The sequence below is a fragment of the Luteibacter sp. OK325 genome, assembly GCF_003050935.1.
In the GTDB taxonomy this organism is placed as follows: Bacteria; Pseudomonadota; Gammaproteobacteria; order Xanthomonadales; family Rhodanobacteraceae; genus Luteibacter.
Genome location: NZ_QAOX01000013.1, coordinates 22682 through 38118 on the forward strand (window position 1 = coordinate 22682; position 15437 = coordinate 38118).

The following is a 15437-nucleotide window of genomic DNA, read 5'->3' on the forward strand; positions in this document are numbered from 1 at the left end:
CACATGTACCTTATTCAGCCGCGGCCCAGTAGCGTGCGCAGGTCGATGATCGCGGCATTCGCACGCGAGATGTAATTGGCCATTACCAGCGAATGATTCGCGAAGAAACCGAACGGCGAGCCGTTGAGGACCACCGGGCTGCCCAGCGCCTTCTGCGATTCTTCCAGTTCTCGAATCACCTGCTGCAGGCTGGCGTCGGCGTTCTTGCTGCGCAGGATCGGCGCGAAGTCGTGGCGAATCGCCTTCAGCTGCTCCAGCAAGGCCCAGGTATAACCACGGGCTTCGTAGAAGTTGTCGTCGATCTTGTTCCAGGGCGTCTTCACGTAGACCGCTTTGGACTGCGCCGCCTTGCCAGCGACATCGGCGTTGGGCGCTGCATCGACCTTGAGCTGACCGACGCTTGCCGACAACCGCTGTGACAGCGAGCCCAGCCGGGCCGACACGGTCTGCAGGTAATCGGCCAGATTGTCCGCGCGTGCATAAAAATGCGCATTGGCGTCCTCGCTGTCGCTCAGGCGCACGAGGTACTTTTCCAGATCGTCCGTGGCCTTGCCGTACTGCGACTCGGAGCTCGGCAGCAGCCAGCGATCGTTCGGGCTGTTGAGCAACGGATCCGCTTCGCCAAGATCCTTGTCCTCGGTGGACTGGGTCTGCGAACGACTGAAGCTGTTGCGAAGCGCCTGCGCGAGATCGCGCGATGCCATCAGCGATCCGAATTCCCAGTTGGGAATGTTGTCCATGAACACGCCGGGCGGCAGCTTGTCGTTGCTCAGGTATCCGCCGCGCTTGTCCATCAGCGTGTGCACCGACTCGATCAGCGTGTACGTGGTCACCGCACCGGTAGCCATCGGCCGGCCGGCTTCCTTCATGTGCGCGGTCGTGACCGCGACCGGGTCGAACTGCTCCGGCTCCTTGTCCCACCACCACATGGTGATGAGCACCCACAGGATGAGCAGCGCGATCACGACCGCCACGGTGAGGCTGATCGGGTTGCGTCGACGACGGGTCGGCGTGGGCGAGGGAGCGGCGTTCGCGTTCATGCCTGTCCTTTATGTGGGGAACGTGAGGGCTTAGCTTACCCCGTGGCTGGCGGGTTGATGTGTGTGGGAGCCGCTTCAGCGGTGTGTGTGGGAGCCGCTTCAGCGGCGATCAGGCGGACCGCATCGTTGCTCCGTTGGCCTTTCGCCGATGAATCGGCTCCCACATGTCCTCATTCGCCGATGAATCGGCTCCCACATGTCCTCATTCGCCGATGAATCGGCTCCTACCGGGCAAGGGCATCAGGCCCTTGTGTAGACCTCGCTGCCCTGGGCGCGGAACTCTTCCGCCTTCTCTTCCATGCCAGCAGAGGCTTCCATGCCAGCGGCATAGTCGCGGACGTCCTGGGTGATTTTCATCGAGCAGAACTTTGGCCCGCACATCGAGCAGAAATGCGCGGACTTGTGTGCGTCCTTCGGCATGGTTTCGTCGTGAAATTCGCGTGCCTTGTCCGGATCGAGGCCGAGGTTGAACTGGTCGTCCCAGCGAAACTCGAAGCGCGCCTTCGACAGGGCGTTGTCACGCACCTGCGCTCCCGGGTGTCCCTTGGCCAGGTCCGCGGCATGCGCGGCGATCTTGTACGCGATGATGCCGTCGCGCACGTCCTGCCGATTGGGCAGGCCGAGGTGTTCCTTGGGCGTGACGTAGCAGAGCATGGCGGTGCCGAACCAGCCGATCATCGCCGCGCCGATCGCGCTGGTGATGTGGTCGTAACCAGGTGCGATATCCGTGGTCAGCGGCCCCAGGGTGTAGAACGGCGCCTCGTGGCACATGGCCAGCTGACGGTCCATGTTTTCCTTGATCAGGTGCATGGGCACGTGGCCGGGGCCCTCGATCATGGTCTGGACGTCGTGCTTCCAGGCCAGCTTGGTCAGCTCACCCAGCGTATCCAGTTCGCCGAACTGCGCGGCGTCGTTGGCGTCGGCGATACAACCCGGACGCAGGCCATCGCCGAGGCTGAAGGACACATCGTAGGCCTTCATGATCTCGCAGATATCTTCGAAGTGGGTGTACAGGAAGTTCTCGCGATGATGCGCGAGGCACCACTTGGCCATGATCGAACCACCGCGCGAGACGATGCCGGTGACGCGCTTGGCAGTGAGCGGGACAAACCGCAGTAACACGCCGGCATGGATCGTGAAGTAGTCGACGCCCTGTTCCGCCTGCTCGATCAGCGTGTCGCGGAAGATCTCCCAGGTGAGGTCTTCGGCCACGCCACCGACCTTCTCCAGCGCCTGGTAGATCGGCACCGTGCCGATGGGGACCGGCGCGTTGCGGATGATCCATTCGCGCGTTTCGTGGATGTGCTTGCCGGTGGAGAGGTCCATCACCGTGTCGCCGCCCCAGCGGATCGCCCAGACCAGCTTCTCCACTTCCTCGGCGATGCCGGAGCTCACCGCACTGTTGCCGATGTTGGCGTTGACCTTGGTCAGGAAGTTGCGACCGATGATCATCGGCTCGACTTCCGGGTGGTTGATGTTCGCGGGGATGATCGCGCGACCACGTGCCACTTCGTCACGCACGAATTCAGGGGTGATCCGGTTCGGCAGCGACGCGCCGAAAGACTCACCGGGATGCTGTGCGCGCAGTGCACTGTCGACCAGGGCATCGATACGCTGGTTCTCGCGGATGGCGATGTACTCCATCTCCGGCGTCACGATGCCGCGGCGCGCGTAGTGCATCTGCGTGACATTCGAACCGGCCTTCGCCCGCAGGGGCGTGCGCGGGGAACCGAAGCGGATGGCGTCGAGGCGCGCATCGTCGGCACGCGCCCGGCCGAAGGCGGAGGAAAGGCCGTCCAGGCGCTCGACGTCGCCGCGTTCGGCGATCCAGCGCGCACGCACCGCAGGGAGGCCGCTGGTGAGGTCGACGGTGTGTTCAGGGTCGGTATACGGCCCGGACGTGTCGTAGACGACGATCGGCGGGTTTTCCTCGCCACCGAACAAGGTCGGCGTGGCGGTCTGGGCGATTTCGCGCAGTGGCACGCGCAGGTCGGCTCGACTGCCGGTCACGTGGATCTTGCGCGAGCCGGCGATCGGCGTGGTGACGGCTTCGGACATGTCGATATTCATCGGCTTCTCGTTCCTTGCGGATAAGGGGAGAAGCGGACGGCGCCGCCACGGAAGCACACGTGCGCGAACGCACGTTACCCGTGGACGAAGCTTCCTACGCCGGTACGGACCGGATCAGGTTCGAAGGGACTCTCTCAGCCCGCGCAATTGCTTGGGCACCCCCGCTTCGAGGCGGATTCAACCACGAAGCAGGTGTCCAATGCGAGCGCTCAGCAGTTCGGGCGCGGCTCGTAGGCGCGAATGAACATCTCGACGGCGGCCAGGGCATTGGCCTTGACCTCTTCGCCGAACTGCACGGCGCAGTCTTCGCAGCCGAACAGGCGGCGCAGCAGTAAATCGCCCTTGAGCAAGGCAAGGAACTGCGTGGTGGCGCGGGAGGTGTCGGCGATTTCGAGCTGGCCGCGGGCCGTGGCGCCGTCAAGCAGGCGCTGCATCAGCTTGTGCATGCGCACCGGACCCTCTTCCCAGACCAGCCGGCCGAAGCGCGGGTTTCCGCCGGCCTGGCAGTCCGAAAGGATGGCGCGGAAGGTGCCGACCGACTCGGTATTGGTTTCCGTCGCGGCATGGCGGCTGGCGATGTTGTTCAGGGTGACGCGGATGTCCGCCCCTGGACTGAAGTCGAAGAGGTCGTCCGGCAGGCGTTCCTGGACATGGGCGCGGATGACCTCGCGGAAGAGGTTGTCCTTGTCGCCGAAATGGCTGTAAACGGTGAGCTTGGAGACGCCTGCGGAGGCCGCGACGGCGTCCATGCTGGTTCCCGCGAAGCCGCCCTGGGTGAAGAGCGCCTTGGCGGCATCGAGAATGGCCGCGCGCTTCTCCATATCCTTCGGACGCCCGGGACCCTGCGTTTTCATTTTCGGGCTGGCGTTCATGGCTACACCTTCACAAACAAAAATTATGACTTTATTATACGCAGCGGTTCAGTTATTTCCAGCACGTCGTGGTTGTCATCCACGATGCAGGAAAAAGAGGAGTCCGACCGCCCGTCTACCTTAGAATGAGGTGGGGGCCAGCCACCAGGGTTCCCATGGGCATCAGGGACTTGCGCCACCAGCTGTTCAGGAGCCAGCGTGCCACTGTAGGAGGTGTTCATGACTTCCGTCAGTCCCGTCCGGTGACTTCCGGCACTTAGCCCCGGTGGCGCGGCGCCGCAGCCTTAACACATTGGGAAAGCAGGCTCCGAACGCTTATCCTTTCGAACCTTTTTATAGCTTTTCGTACGGAATCCAACACCATGGCGATGAATTTCGAGCAGGCCCGGCAGAACATGGTTGAAAACCAGGTTCGCCCGTGGGAAGTCCTGGACGCCGACGTCCTCGAGACCCTGAAGGGTATCCGCCGCGAAGATTTCGTCGCGGCGGCCCACCGCAACGTGTCTTTTGCCGACCTGACCCTGCCCCTGGGCCACGGCGAAGTCATGATGAAGCCGGTGGTGGAAGGCCGCGTGCTGCAGGCACTGGAGCTGAAGAAGACTGACGATGTGCTGGAAATCGGCACCGGTTCGGGCTTCCTTACCGCCTGCCTCGCCCGCCTCTCCGCCCACGTGACCAGCATCGACATGCATGCCGACTTCGTCGAGGGCGCACGCCAGCGCCTCGCCGCCACCGGCGTGACCAATGTTTCGCTGGAAACCGCCGAGGCCGTCAACGGCTACAACCCGACCGGCGTTTTCGACGCCGTCGTGATTACGGGTGCCGTTCACGCGGTTCCCGAAAAGTTCGTGCGCTGGCTCAAGCCGGGTGGGCGCATGTTCGTCGTACGCGGCGATTCCCCCGCGCAGACGGCGGTGCTCCTTACCCACGAGGGTGAAGGCCGCTACCGCGAGGAATCGCTGTTCGAAACGGACCTTCCCTACCTGGCGCATGCCGCGCCGGTGAAGCGCTTCGTGCTCTGACCCACAAGATTACCCATCACCCACGAGGCGAAACCATGCGCTTGAAGCTGCTCACCGTCGCGCTGGCACTGGCCGCGACGCCGTTCGCGAGCCACGCGGAAGACCTGCTCGACGCCTACCGCCAGGCCCGGGCGAACGACCCTGTGCTGTCGCAGGCCGACTCCACCCGTCTGGCTACCGGCGAAGGCGTGGACCAGGCGCGTGCGCTCCTGCTGCCCCAGGTCAACGGCACCGTCAGCCTCAGCCAGTCCGACCCGGCCGGCCCCTCGCGTACCGTGCTGACCGACGCCGCTGGCAATCCGCTGCGCGATACGGCGGGCAACCCGCTCCTCAGCAGCGACATCGGCCATACCCGTGAGCGCCAGCTGGGCGCGACCGTGACCCAGAGCGTGCTCAACTTCAGCCAGATCGCCGACCTGCAGGCGGCCCATTCGGCCGCGAACTCGCAGAACGCGACGTACGAAGCCGCCCTCCAGCAGCTGGCGACACGCGTGGCCACGGCCTACTTCCAGGTCCTGACCAACGACGACGCCCTGACCTTCGCCAAGGCCAACGAGCAGGCCCTGGCCCGCCAGCTGGAACAGGCGCAGCAGCGTTTCGATGTCGGCTTGTCCGCCATCACCGACGTGCAGGACGCCAAGGCCCAGCACGACACCTCGGTCGCCGCCGTCATCACGGCCGAGAACACGCTGGCCGACTCGCGCGAAGCCCTCACCCAGATCACCGGCAAGCCAGCGGACAACCTGAAGAAGCTGCGCGAGCAGCTGCCGATGGATGCCCCGACGCCGAACGATCCGAAGGCCTGGGTGGCCGAAGCGGTCAAGAGCAGCCCGAGCATCCTCGCCGCGCAGTACAACGTCGACTCGACCGAGCACAGCATCTCGTCGGCACGCGCCGGCCATCTGCCGACGATCGACGCCTCGCTCGGTTACAACAAGACCACGGCCTGGACGCAGAACGGCGGTGCCGGTTCCGCGGCTTCCGCAGGTACCCTGGGCTCGACCGGCACGAACGGCCGTGGCGCGACCACGGTCGGCCTGACGCTGAATGTGCCGATCTTCTCCGGCGGCCTCACCCAGTCACGCGTGCGCCAGTCGATCTACCAGCGCGATGCCGCCCAGGACTCGCTTGAATCGGTGCGTCGCCAGGTGGTCCGTGACACGCTCAACTTCTACCGTTCCGTCGTCGCCGGCATCAGCAAGGTCGAAGCGACCAAGGCCGCCGTCGAGTCGTCGGAGAGCGCACGCGACGCGACGCAGGCCGGCTTCGAAGTCGGCACGCGCACCATCGTCGACGTGCTGATCGCCCAGCAGAACCTCACCCAGTCGCTCAGCGACTACTCGCAGGCCCGCCACCAGTTCATCCTCGACAAGCTCCTGCTCAAGCAGACGGCCGGCACGGTGGACATCAAGGACCTCGAATCGGTGAACTCGCTGCTGCAGTAATTGCGACGTTCCGATGCATGATGAAAAGGGCGGGCCTTCGGGTCCGCCTTTTTTTTAGGTTCATCGTGGATTACCGGGGCCTGGGCGCTTGGCTTTCAGGCTAGGCATTCTTTCGCACCGTGCACCTCGCACCTCGCTCGCCTTCGGGCTCGCGGGCTCGGCTGCGCCATCGCTCTCTACACTTGGGCGTGTCGCGGGGGAGACCTTGGTGTCCACCCTCGCTGCTCAGACAGTCCTCCGCGTTCGACAAGGAAAGGCCGCTCACGCGTCCCATGTATCTATCTGGCCTACGGCCGCTCCACTTGTGCGGAACTCGCCTCGAGGGTGGACACCAAGGTCTCTCACGACGATACGGTTGGGTGGAAGGCGAGCCGTTGCGTGGTGCTGTCGTTGCCCCCGGCCATTGTCGGAGCCCCGGGTCGATGTGGAGGCGGTTGCTGGCACCCGGTTGCCCAACACCTTCCTCGCGCCCGTGCCTGCGCGCTGGCCGGCGATGCTGCCGTGCGCTCTGGCTCGACCCACGCGAACCTCAGGGCTCGGAAGAGCCTTCGGTGCCCACCCTCGAGGCGAGTTCCGCACAAGTGGAGCGGCCGTAGGCCAATAAGAACACGGGCCGCGCAGCGGCCCTTCCGGTACGAAACGCGGAGGACTGTCTGAGCAGCGAGGGTGGGCACCGAAGGCTCTGCGTCGCTACGTCACCGAACGCGGAGGACTGTCCTGGGCGTCGAGGGTTCGCCGGCGCAGCCGGCTCCGACAGGAGGGTTATTCCTGCAACAACCGGTCGACGAGTTTCATTACCTTGCCGACGGAGCCGCGCTCGCTGTCGAAGACGTGGCGGGCGGCGGTGCCCATGGCCTGGCGGCGGTCGTGGTCGCGCAGGAGGGAGAGGACCTGTTCGCCTAGTTCGCTGCCGCTGGCGACGCGCTGGCCGCCGGATTCCTCCAGCAAGGCCTGGGTGATCTCTTCGAAATTGAAGGTATATGGGCCGACCAGCACCGGCCTTGAAAGCGCCGCGGGCTCGAGCACGTTGTGGCCGCCGATGGGTACCAGGCTGCCGCCGACGAAGGCGACATCGCATGCGGCGAAGAAGCGCAGGAGCTCGCCCATCGAATCGATGACGAAGCACTGGGTGTTGTGGCCGGGAACGCCATCCGTGCTGCGCGTGCCCACCTGGAAACCGAGGCTGCGCACTGCGGATTCCACGGCCTTGAAGCGCTCGGGGTGGCGCGGTGCGATCAGCAGCAAGGCATCGGGCAGGCGTCGCATCACGTCGAGGTGCGCCTCGAGCACGCTCATCTCCTCGCCCTCGTGGGTGCTTGCCGCGATCCACACCGGACGGCCCGTGCCCCAGGCTTCGCGCATGGCCTTGCCTGCCACCAGCGCGTCGTCGGGTACGGGCATATCGAATTTCAGGTTGCCGCAAACCGTGAGCTGACTGGGCTCGGCACCGAGCAGACGGTAGCGCGCGGCATCCGTGCGCGACTGTGCGGCAATGTGGCTGACGCAACGGAGCGCACCCTTCACCAGCGAGCTCATGCGCGAGTACCCGCGCAAGGAACGCTCGGAGAGGCGGGCGTTGGCGATCAGCAGCGGAATGCCGTGGCGACGGCAGGCGAAATAGAGATTCGGCCAGATCTCGGTCTCGACGATCACGGCCAGGCGCGGGCGTGTGTTGCGCAGGAAGCTCCTCACCGCGAACGGCAGGTCGTACGGCAGGTAGACACTGTGCACGCGGTCACCGAACAGCTGGCGGACGCGCTCGGAGCCCGTGGGGGTTACCGTCGTTACCATCAGTGGCGCGTGCGGATACGCCTCCATCAATGCCTTGACCAGGGGCTCGGCCGCGTTGACCTCGCCTACCGACACCGCATGCACCCACAGGCAGCCGTTCAGGCGAGGCAGCGGGAAGCGGCCGAAGCGCTCGCGCCAGCGTACGTGGTAATCGCCATAGCGCATGCCACGCGCCATCAGGCGAAGCATCACCAGCGGCGTGAACAGGTACATGGCGCAGTTGTAGATCAGACGCAGCAGCACGCGGTTCCCTGAGACTTGCCGGTGACCGGGCAGTATAGCTGCCCCCATTCGTTACAATGGCCGCACATGCCCGGAATGCCCCGCCCCTCCCTGACCCTACGCCTGCTTGCGCCCCGTCAGTGGGCCGCGTGGATCGGCGTGGGCTTCATCTGGCTGATCGCCCACCTGCCCTTCCGCCTGCTGATGCGGCTCGGACGTCTGTCCGGACGCCTGGCCCTGCATCTGAATCCGGAGCGGCGGCGCATCGCCGCGACCAATATCGCACTGTGTTTTCCCGAGCTGGCCCCCGCTGAGCAGACGGCGCTGGTGCGGGCCAATCTCTGCGATGTCGGCATGATGCTGGCCGAGTTCGCACTCGGCTGGATGGGCTCGGACCGCGCCATCGCGAATGTGCCGGTGACCGTCGACGGTCTCGAACATCTCGAGGCGGCGCGTGCCGCCGGCCGCGGCGTGCTGCTCGTCGGCGGGCATTTCTCGCATCTCGAACTGAGTGCGCGCCTGGTCTCCTCGCGAATCCGCATCGCAGGCATGTACAGGCGCATGGACTCGGAAGTCTTCGAGTTCGCCGTGCTGCGTTCGCGCCTGCACTATGCCGATGCGATGTTCGACAAGGACGACATCCGCGGCACCGTGCGCTATCTGAAAAAAGGCGGCACGCTGTGGTACGCGCCCGACCAGGACATGCGCAGCAAGGACAATGTCTTCGTGCCGTTCTTCGGTGTCAGGGCGGCGACGATTACCGCGACCCATCACCTGGCCCGTCTGTCCGGGGCACTGGTGATTCCGTTCTATCACCGTCGCCTGCCTGACGACACAGGCTATGCCATGCGCCTGGGTGCGCCGCTGGCGGACTTTCCCAGCGACGATGCGGAACTCGACACCGCGCGGGTCAACGCGCAGATCGAAGGGATGGCGCGTGAAGCACCCGAGCAGTACCTGTGGGTGCACAAGCGCTTCAAGACCCGGCCGCCCGGCGAGCCGAAAATCTACTGATCCGGCGCCACCGCACTTAAATACGTACCTAGGCAGTTATTTCTCGTCAGCGACGACGAAAGCTACGCGAAAAAATGCGGGCGTACAAAAGATTCGTCTTCCCCCTTAGACGGACCTTCCCCATGCAGTCGCTCCTCCGCTTCGCGCGTTCCCTGCGCGGCCGGGCCGAATGGCACAGCTCACGTTCGCGTGGCTTCCGCGCCACGATGACGTATATCGCGCGCTCGCTGCTGCACTGGCGCCAGCATGCCGCGTGGCTGACCTTTCTAGATGCGCCGGCCATGGCGGGCCTGGCGGCGGTCGACCGCACGCTTACCGAGCGCTACCAGCATCGCTACATGAACCGTCACTGGTCGATGATGCAGCGCCTGGCGGCTACGCGTGGGCACTATGCCTTCGCTGTCGATCGCTTTCCGGCGGCGTTGTTCGATCAGCTGTACCGGCAGCGCGAAGTGCATGTCGGGCGACTGGTGCTACGGAACGGCAGCGGTGTGTCGCTGTTGTTGAAGGCCCCGTCCCTCCGCGGTCGCGAAGGCGAGCTGAGCATCTCGCTCACCGACGACTGGGGACTGCAGATCTCCTACGCGACCCTTTCCTTCGTGGACGGCGGCCGCCGGGTGATCATCGGTTGCCTGCAGGGTGCGGCGAACAACGCGGGACGCGATGCCATTCGCGAACTCACACGACAATCCCATGGCCTGCGTCCGAAAAACCTTCTCTTGTCGATGATCCGCTCGCTTGCCGAAGCCATGGGCGCCGAACACGTGCTCGGCATCGGCAACGAAGCGCACCCGTTCGCGACCAGGAAAAAGATCAAGGCCGACTACGACACGTTCTGGCAGGAAAACGGCGGCGTGGCCGATGCGCAGGGCTTCTTCGCCATGCCCGTGCACGAGCCCGTGCGTTGCGCGTCGTCGGTGGAGAGCAAGCGCCGCAGCGAGTTCCGCCGTCGCGAAGCCCTGCGACGCGAAGCATGCGACCTACTCGTCGCCGCCTTTGTCGTGCCGCAAGCTGTCCTCGCCGAGGCGGCCTGAGACGCGCAACTCGTACAGCTTCGCGTACTTGAGGAACGAGTAGAACGCATGCACGCGGGCGGCGACAAAGCCCGCCCAGCCGCCGCGCCAATGTCCGCGCCACAGGTAGTAACGAAGGAAGGCTACCGTCGGGTAGACGACCATGCGCGCACGCAGATAGCGCGGCGTGCGGGTGCGGCGATCATGTACCTGCAGCGATGAGTAGCGATTGGCCTTGTCGACGCGACCTTCGATATCGCGTTCGCCGTAGTGGTCGATGACGGCCTCAAGGCGACGCACCGGCCCGTCGACGACGACACTCTCATGCACTTCGTGGCCACTCATGCGGGCGCGGGTACGATCGAACAGACGCACGTAGTGGTTCAGCCGTGCGCGGTCGGGCTGCCACCGCCAGAACACCCACTCCCGCCGAAGCATTTCGAAGCCGGCGACGTCGGGCGATTCCAGCGCCGCGCGCACGCGCTCCGCCGCGACCGCCGGCAGGGCTTCGTCCGAATCCAGCAGGAGCACCCAGCGGTGCATGGCAAGGTCGATGGCGGCCTGCTTCTGTGCGCTGTAACCGGCGAAGGGCTGCACTTCGACGCGCGCGCCCAGCCGTGCGGCGATGTCGCGCGTCGCATCCGTGGAACCGGAGTCCAGCAACAGGATGTCGTCGGCGAAGCGCACCGAGGCAAGACAGGCCTCGATGGTATCGGCGTTGTTGAACGTGGTGACGACGACGGAGAGCGGTTCACGCGCCATCGCGCGGTTCCAGGTCCGGCAGGCCGGCGAACAGCGCGGCGCACCACACCGACAGCAGCCACGCGGCGAGAAGACCCCACCAGGCTGAATAGAAGGCCATATGCGTGTTCAGCGGAAACAGGATCACGACCAGTGCCAGGGTGGCGGGGAACGCCCGATGACGCGCGACGACACCGGCGCGCCACCAGGTACGCACGGCAAAGATCACCGCGGCCAGCCAGCCAAGCAGGCCGATGATGCCGGTCTCGGTCGCGACTTCCAGCACGACCTGGTGGGCATGGCAGGCGCCTTCACCGTCCGCGCATTTTTCCATGGTCAGGAAGTGGTCGCCCGGCGTGGCCACGGCGGGATAGGCGTAACGGAAACCACGTACGCCCACGCCGTTCACCGGGTGCGCCACGAACATGCGCAGGGACGTGGTCCAGATGTCCAGGCGCCCGGTCAGGGCCGCGTCGACACCTGCACGGGTGCCGGACAGTGCCGGCAAGGTATGCGCCACGCGATCACGGAAACGTGGGGAGACCTGCCACGCGAGCAAGCCGACCAGGGCGAGCGACGCAGCGGCCGCCGCGCAGGCGACGACGAATCGCCGCACCGTTTTCGCTTCGTTCCAGAGAAAGCCCAGGGCGACGAGGCCGTAGCAAAGCCACGACGCGCGCGAACCGGAAAGCAGGATGGGTCCGAGCGCCAGCAGGAAGGCAATAACCAGCCCGCGACGTCCCCAGCGCTCGCGGGCGCCCCAAAAAAGAAAGGGCGCCAGGGCCGAAAGCGCCGGACCCAGTTTGAGGTTGTCGGCGCCGAAAATGCCCGACAGCCGCTCGGCATTCGAGGCGCCGGCAAGGCCGTAGCCCGTGATGGCCTGCACCCAGGCATCGGCCACCCAGATCGCGACGACCACGGCGGTGGCGAGATAGAGCGCCCGCACCTTGCCCGGCCGACGCATCGCGAAGCAGGTGTAAACCCCCAGCGGTGCGAAGCGCAGAAGGCCCGCCAGTGTCAGCCAGGTTTTCCCTGGCGCCACGGCGTCTATCGCGGAGACCAGGGCGGCCCCGGCGTAGGCGGCGAACAACCACAGAAACAGCTTTGCGCCCGGATGATGGCGCACGGCCTGGGGTTCGCGTACGAGCAGCAGGATCACGCCGACCAGGCAAAGGAACACGCCCAGCTCCGCGCTGCGACCGAATGGCAGCAAGGCCGGGACTAGCCAGATCGGCAACAGTGGCGACGCGAGGCCGGCCTTGATCGAACGGGCGATGCTTCCGCTCACGCCGCCGGTACGCCCTGGAGCAGGTCGGCGTAGAGGGCGAGCGTGGCTTCCTGCATGTCGACCAGGCGATAACTGCGTGGCGGCGGGATCGGCGGAGCGAAACGGAGCAGCTCAGCGGCGCGCTCGACCAGCTTCTCGCGATCGCCCAGCGGCACGCGGCCGGCCGGATAGAGTTCAGCGAGGAGTTCGCCGACACCGCCATGCGCATAGCCCATGACAGGACGGCACAACGCCAGTGCCTCGACCACGGTCCGGCCGAACGACTCGGGACGAACGGACAACTGCAGGATGAGCGCCGACATCGCGAAGACGTCACGAACGTCGTCGCGGGCCGGCGAGATCACCACTTTGTCGTCCAGGCCACGAGCATGGATAAGCTGACGCAGCTCGGCTACGTAGGCCTCGCGCCCCGGCTCATCGGCCCCGAGCAGGAGCAGGCGCGCATCGATCGCCCGATGATTGAGGTCGGCGAGCAGTTCAATCGCGTCCGCATGGCCCTTCAGGCGCGTACCCCGCCCGGGCAGGGTCAGCAACGGCGCGCTGGCGAGCTGCGGGTATTCCTCGAAGAAGCTGCGTTGCCAGGTCTCGTCGGGCCGGTAGCCATACGGGAAGGCATCGGTGTCGATGCCGCGCGGAATGACCGCCACGCGCGCCGTGTCGATGTCGTCCGGGTAATGGCGCAGGACATAGTCGCGCAGTGTCTGCGAGACGACGATGACGCGCTCGCCACGCAGGAGAATGGCGCTATAGCGGCCGGGTGAATTCATCCCGTGCACCGTGGTGACGAAATGCGGACGCGGTTTCACGCCGCGCATGGCCCACCAGCCGATCCACCCCGGCAGACGCGAGCGGGCGTGGACGATGTCGGGCTTCACCTCGCGCAGGATGCGGCGAAGCTTACCGACCGTGAACAGCACGCCCAGCGACTTGTGGCCGATCGGCAGGGTGAAATGCTCGCTGCCCTCGGCCTCGAGCTGCGCGACGAGTCGCCCGCCCGCGGAAACCACCACCGAGCGATGTCCGGCGGCGACCAGTGCCCTGGCGATTTCCAGGGTCGAACGCTCGGCACCACCCGAATGAAGGGCGGGGATGAGCTGTACGACGGTCATCGTCCGATCTGGGAAGACGGTGGCCATGGGCGGTCCGAGTGGAAGGAGTGTCACGGGCAATGCAGGAAGCATGCCCGCGCGGGGCCGTTCAGTCTTTCAATACGTAATTGGCGCCGCAATAGGGGCATTTTGACGTGCCACCGTCGTCGACGATGGGCAGATAGACCTTGGGATGCGAGTTCCACAGGTACATGCCCGGCATCGGGCAGGACAGCGGGAGGTCCGCCCTGGTCACTTCGTAACGGTTCTCGGCGTTGGCCGGGATCAGCTGGGCGGCCGCGGGATTGGCATGCATGGGAAACTCCGGACAAGGCCGTGGAACTGGGGTCTGCGATGGTAGCAAAAGAGAACATGTGGGAGCCGCTTTAGCGGCGATCCCGCGGCAGCGGGCAAGTTTTCCGCTAGCACCCATCGCCGCTGAAGCGGCTCCCACAATCGCCGGCACAGCCGGCTCCCACAAAGCGCTTCGCCCAAGAAAAAACCCGCGCCGTTGCCGGCGCGGGTTCCAAGGCACGAAGCCTTACAAGCGTTCGTGCGCGCTTACTTCTTGTCGGCTGCCGAGGCGTCGTGCGCTTCGGTGGTGATGCGGATCTTGATCTCGTCGGAGACGTTCGGCACGTAGGCGCCGACGCCGAAATCCGAACGCTTGATCGTGGCCGTGGCGTCGAAGCCGGCGGTCTGGACCTTCATCATCGGGTGCGGGCCGACCTTGTTCACGGTGACCTCGAGGGTGACCGGCTTGGTGACGCCGTGCACGGTCAGGTCGCCGACGACCTTGAGCTTGTCCTTACCGGCCGAGGTGACCTTGGTGCTCTTGAAGGTCACGGTCGGGTACGTGGCGGCGTCGAGGAAATCCTTCGACTTCAGGTGCTCGTCGAGCTTCGGCACGAAGGTGTCGAGACCGGCAAGCGGCAGGGTCGCTTCGACGGTGGACTTGGTCGGGGCGGCTTCGTCGTAGACGAGGGTGCCGTCGACCTGGCCGAGGTTCGCGGTCGGGTTGGAGAAGCCGAAGTGGTTCCAGCTGAACAGGACCATGGTGTGACCCGGGTCGAGCTTGTAGGTGACCGGAGCGGCGGCAGCGGTGCCGGCGGTGGCGAGCAGGCCCGCAAGGGCGACATAACGGAGGGCGCGCATGGTGAATCTCCTGCAGTGGGATGGGTACTGCTGATGGCAGCGGGACCGGGAGGTCACCGCGGGAAGGGTCAGGCTATTTGTGCCGCTTCGTCGAAGGAAAGACGCGGCAGGCGATCGAAAAGATTCGTGTCCGGGTCGCCGTAGCCGATGTTGATCAGGAAATTGGACTTGATCTGGGTGCCGGCGAAGAACTCGGCGTCCACACCGGCCTGGTCGAAACCGGACATCGGGCCACAATCCAGGCCGAGCGCGCGGGCCGCCATAAGCAGGTAGGCGCCCTGCAGCGAACCGTTGCGGGTACCCGAGGCCTGCACCAGGGCCTCGTTGCCGACGAACCAGCTGCGGGCGTCCGCGTGCGGGAACAGCTTGGGCAGGTGCTCGTAGAAGGCGTAGTCGATGGCGACAATGGCGGTGACCGGGGCCTGCATGGTCTTCTCGGCATTGCTCTCGGAGAGATACGGCTTGAGGCGCTGCTTGGCGTCCTGCGACTTCACGAAGACGATGCGCATGGGCGAGGAATTGGCCGCCGTGGGGCCGAACTTGGCCAGCTCGTACAAGCGGCGAATCTGCTCGTCGCTCACTTCCTTGGGCTGCCATGCGTTAAAGGTGCGGGCAGTGAGGAAGAGCTGGTCAAGGGAAGCATCGGACAACGGAGCGCTCATGGATATCCTTGTAC

At 65.4% G+C, this 15437-nt stretch carries 14 protein-coding genes and 1 riboswitch; of the genes, 4 read left to right on the plus strand and 10 right to left on the minus strand.

All coding sequences use genetic code 11. The annotated features are described in order from the left end of the window. Window positions 1-14 precede the first annotated feature (14 nt). The 3 genes from C8J98_RS20545 to C8J98_RS20555 all read right to left on the minus strand — a co-directional run bounded on the left by C8J98_RS20545 (window position 15) and on the right by C8J98_RS20555 (window position 3982). Entirely contained in the window at window positions 15-1040 is a 1026-nt protein-coding gene (locus C8J98_RS20545) for a DUF2333 family protein (RefSeq protein ID WP_107915577.1), read from the minus strand. Window positions 1041-1280: 240 nt separating this feature from the next. Continuing rightward, window positions 1281-3110 (minus strand): phosphomethylpyrimidine synthase ThiC, encoded by a 1830-nt coding sequence (thiC, locus tag C8J98_RS20550; protein ID WP_107915580.1) that lies wholly within the window; start codon window positions 3108-3110, stop codon window positions 1281-1283. A gap of 74 nt (window positions 3111-3184) precedes the next feature. After that, window positions 3185-3283: riboswitch (TPP riboswitch) on the minus strand. Window positions 3284-3319: 36 nt separating this feature from the next. Next, window positions 3320-3982 carry a TetR/AcrR family transcriptional regulator gene (locus C8J98_RS20555; protein ID WP_107915582.1) on the minus strand — a complete coding sequence of 221 codons (663 nt, stop codon included), beginning with the start codon at window positions 3980-3982 and terminating at the stop codon, window positions 3320-3322. Window positions 3983-4344: 362 nt separating this feature from the next. Between C8J98_RS20555 and C8J98_RS20560 the strand changes: the two genes are divergently transcribed. Beyond that, the gene (locus C8J98_RS20560; RefSeq protein ID WP_107915584.1) at window positions 4345-5004 is read left to right on the plus strand and encodes a protein-L-isoaspartate O-methyltransferase; all 660 of its coding nucleotides are present in this window, start codon (window positions 4345-4347) and stop codon (window positions 5002-5004) included. A gap of 35 nt (window positions 5005-5039) precedes the next feature. After that, window positions 5040-6449 (plus strand): TolC family outer membrane protein, encoded by a 1410-nt coding sequence (locus C8J98_RS20565; protein ID WP_107915586.1) that lies wholly within the window; start codon window positions 5040-5042, stop codon window positions 6447-6449. 762 nt (window positions 6450-7211) lie between these two features. On the opposite strand, the gene waaA is transcribed toward C8J98_RS20565, so the two are convergent. Beyond that, window positions 7212-8477 carry a lipid IV(A) 3-deoxy-D-manno-octulosonic acid transferase gene (waaA, locus tag C8J98_RS20570; RefSeq protein WP_107915680.1) on the minus strand — a complete coding sequence of 422 codons (1266 nt, stop codon included), beginning with the start codon at window positions 8475-8477 and terminating at the stop codon, window positions 7212-7214. Window positions 8478-8558: 81 nt separating this feature from the next. On the opposite strand from waaA, the gene lpxL reads away from it, so the two are divergent. Both lpxL and C8J98_RS20580 read left to right on the plus strand, forming a co-directional pair. After that, window positions 8559-9476 carry an LpxL/LpxP family Kdo(2)-lipid IV(A) lauroyl/palmitoleoyl acyltransferase gene (gene lpxL / locus C8J98_RS20575; protein WP_107915588.1) on the plus strand — a complete coding sequence of 306 codons (918 nt, stop codon included), beginning with the start codon at window positions 8559-8561 and terminating at the stop codon, window positions 9474-9476. A gap of 122 nt (window positions 9477-9598) precedes the next feature. Further along, window positions 9599-10510, plus strand: coding sequence for a DUF535 family protein (locus tag C8J98_RS20580; protein WP_158272770.1), 912 nt, complete (start codon window positions 9599-9601; stop codon window positions 10508-10510). On the opposite strand, the gene C8J98_RS20585 is transcribed toward C8J98_RS20580, so the two are convergent. The 6 genes from C8J98_RS20585 to C8J98_RS20610 all read right to left on the minus strand — a co-directional run bounded on the left by C8J98_RS20585 (window position 10457) and on the right by C8J98_RS20610 (window position 15423). Next, on the minus strand, window positions 10457-11251 hold the full coding sequence (locus tag C8J98_RS20585) for a glycosyltransferase family 2 protein (RefSeq protein WP_107915592.1): 795 nt from the start codon (window positions 11249-11251) through the stop codon (window positions 10457-10459). The two genes, C8J98_RS20580 and C8J98_RS20585, sit on opposite strands and share 54 nt — an antisense overlap. Further along, window positions 11241-12518: an O-antigen ligase family protein gene (locus C8J98_RS20590; protein WP_107915594.1), complete on the minus strand. Its 1278-nt coding sequence runs from the start codon at window positions 12516-12518 to the stop codon at window positions 11241-11243. Before C8J98_RS20590 ends, C8J98_RS20585 begins: the two co-directional genes overlap by 11 nt. Continuing rightward, window positions 12515-13627, minus strand: a complete 1113-nt coding sequence (locus C8J98_RS20595; protein ID WP_233260323.1) for a glycosyltransferase — start codon at window positions 13625-13627, stop codon at window positions 12515-12517. Before C8J98_RS20595 ends, C8J98_RS20590 begins: the two co-directional genes overlap by 4 nt. Window positions 13628-13715: 88 nt before the next feature. Beyond that, the gene (locus tag C8J98_RS20600) at window positions 13716-13922 is read right to left on the minus strand and encodes a zinc-finger domain-containing protein (RefSeq protein WP_107915598.1); all 207 of its coding nucleotides are present in this window, start codon (window positions 13920-13922) and stop codon (window positions 13716-13718) included. 245 nt (window positions 13923-14167) lie between these two features. Further along, window positions 14168-14761, minus strand: a complete 594-nt coding sequence (locus tag C8J98_RS20605) for a YceI family protein (RefSeq protein WP_107915600.1) — start codon at window positions 14759-14761, stop codon at window positions 14168-14170. A gap of 68 nt (window positions 14762-14829) precedes the next feature. After that, window positions 14830-15423, minus strand: a complete 594-nt coding sequence (locus tag C8J98_RS20610; protein ID WP_107915602.1) for a malonic semialdehyde reductase — start codon at window positions 15421-15423, stop codon at window positions 14830-14832. Window positions 15424-15437 lie beyond the last annotated feature (14 nt).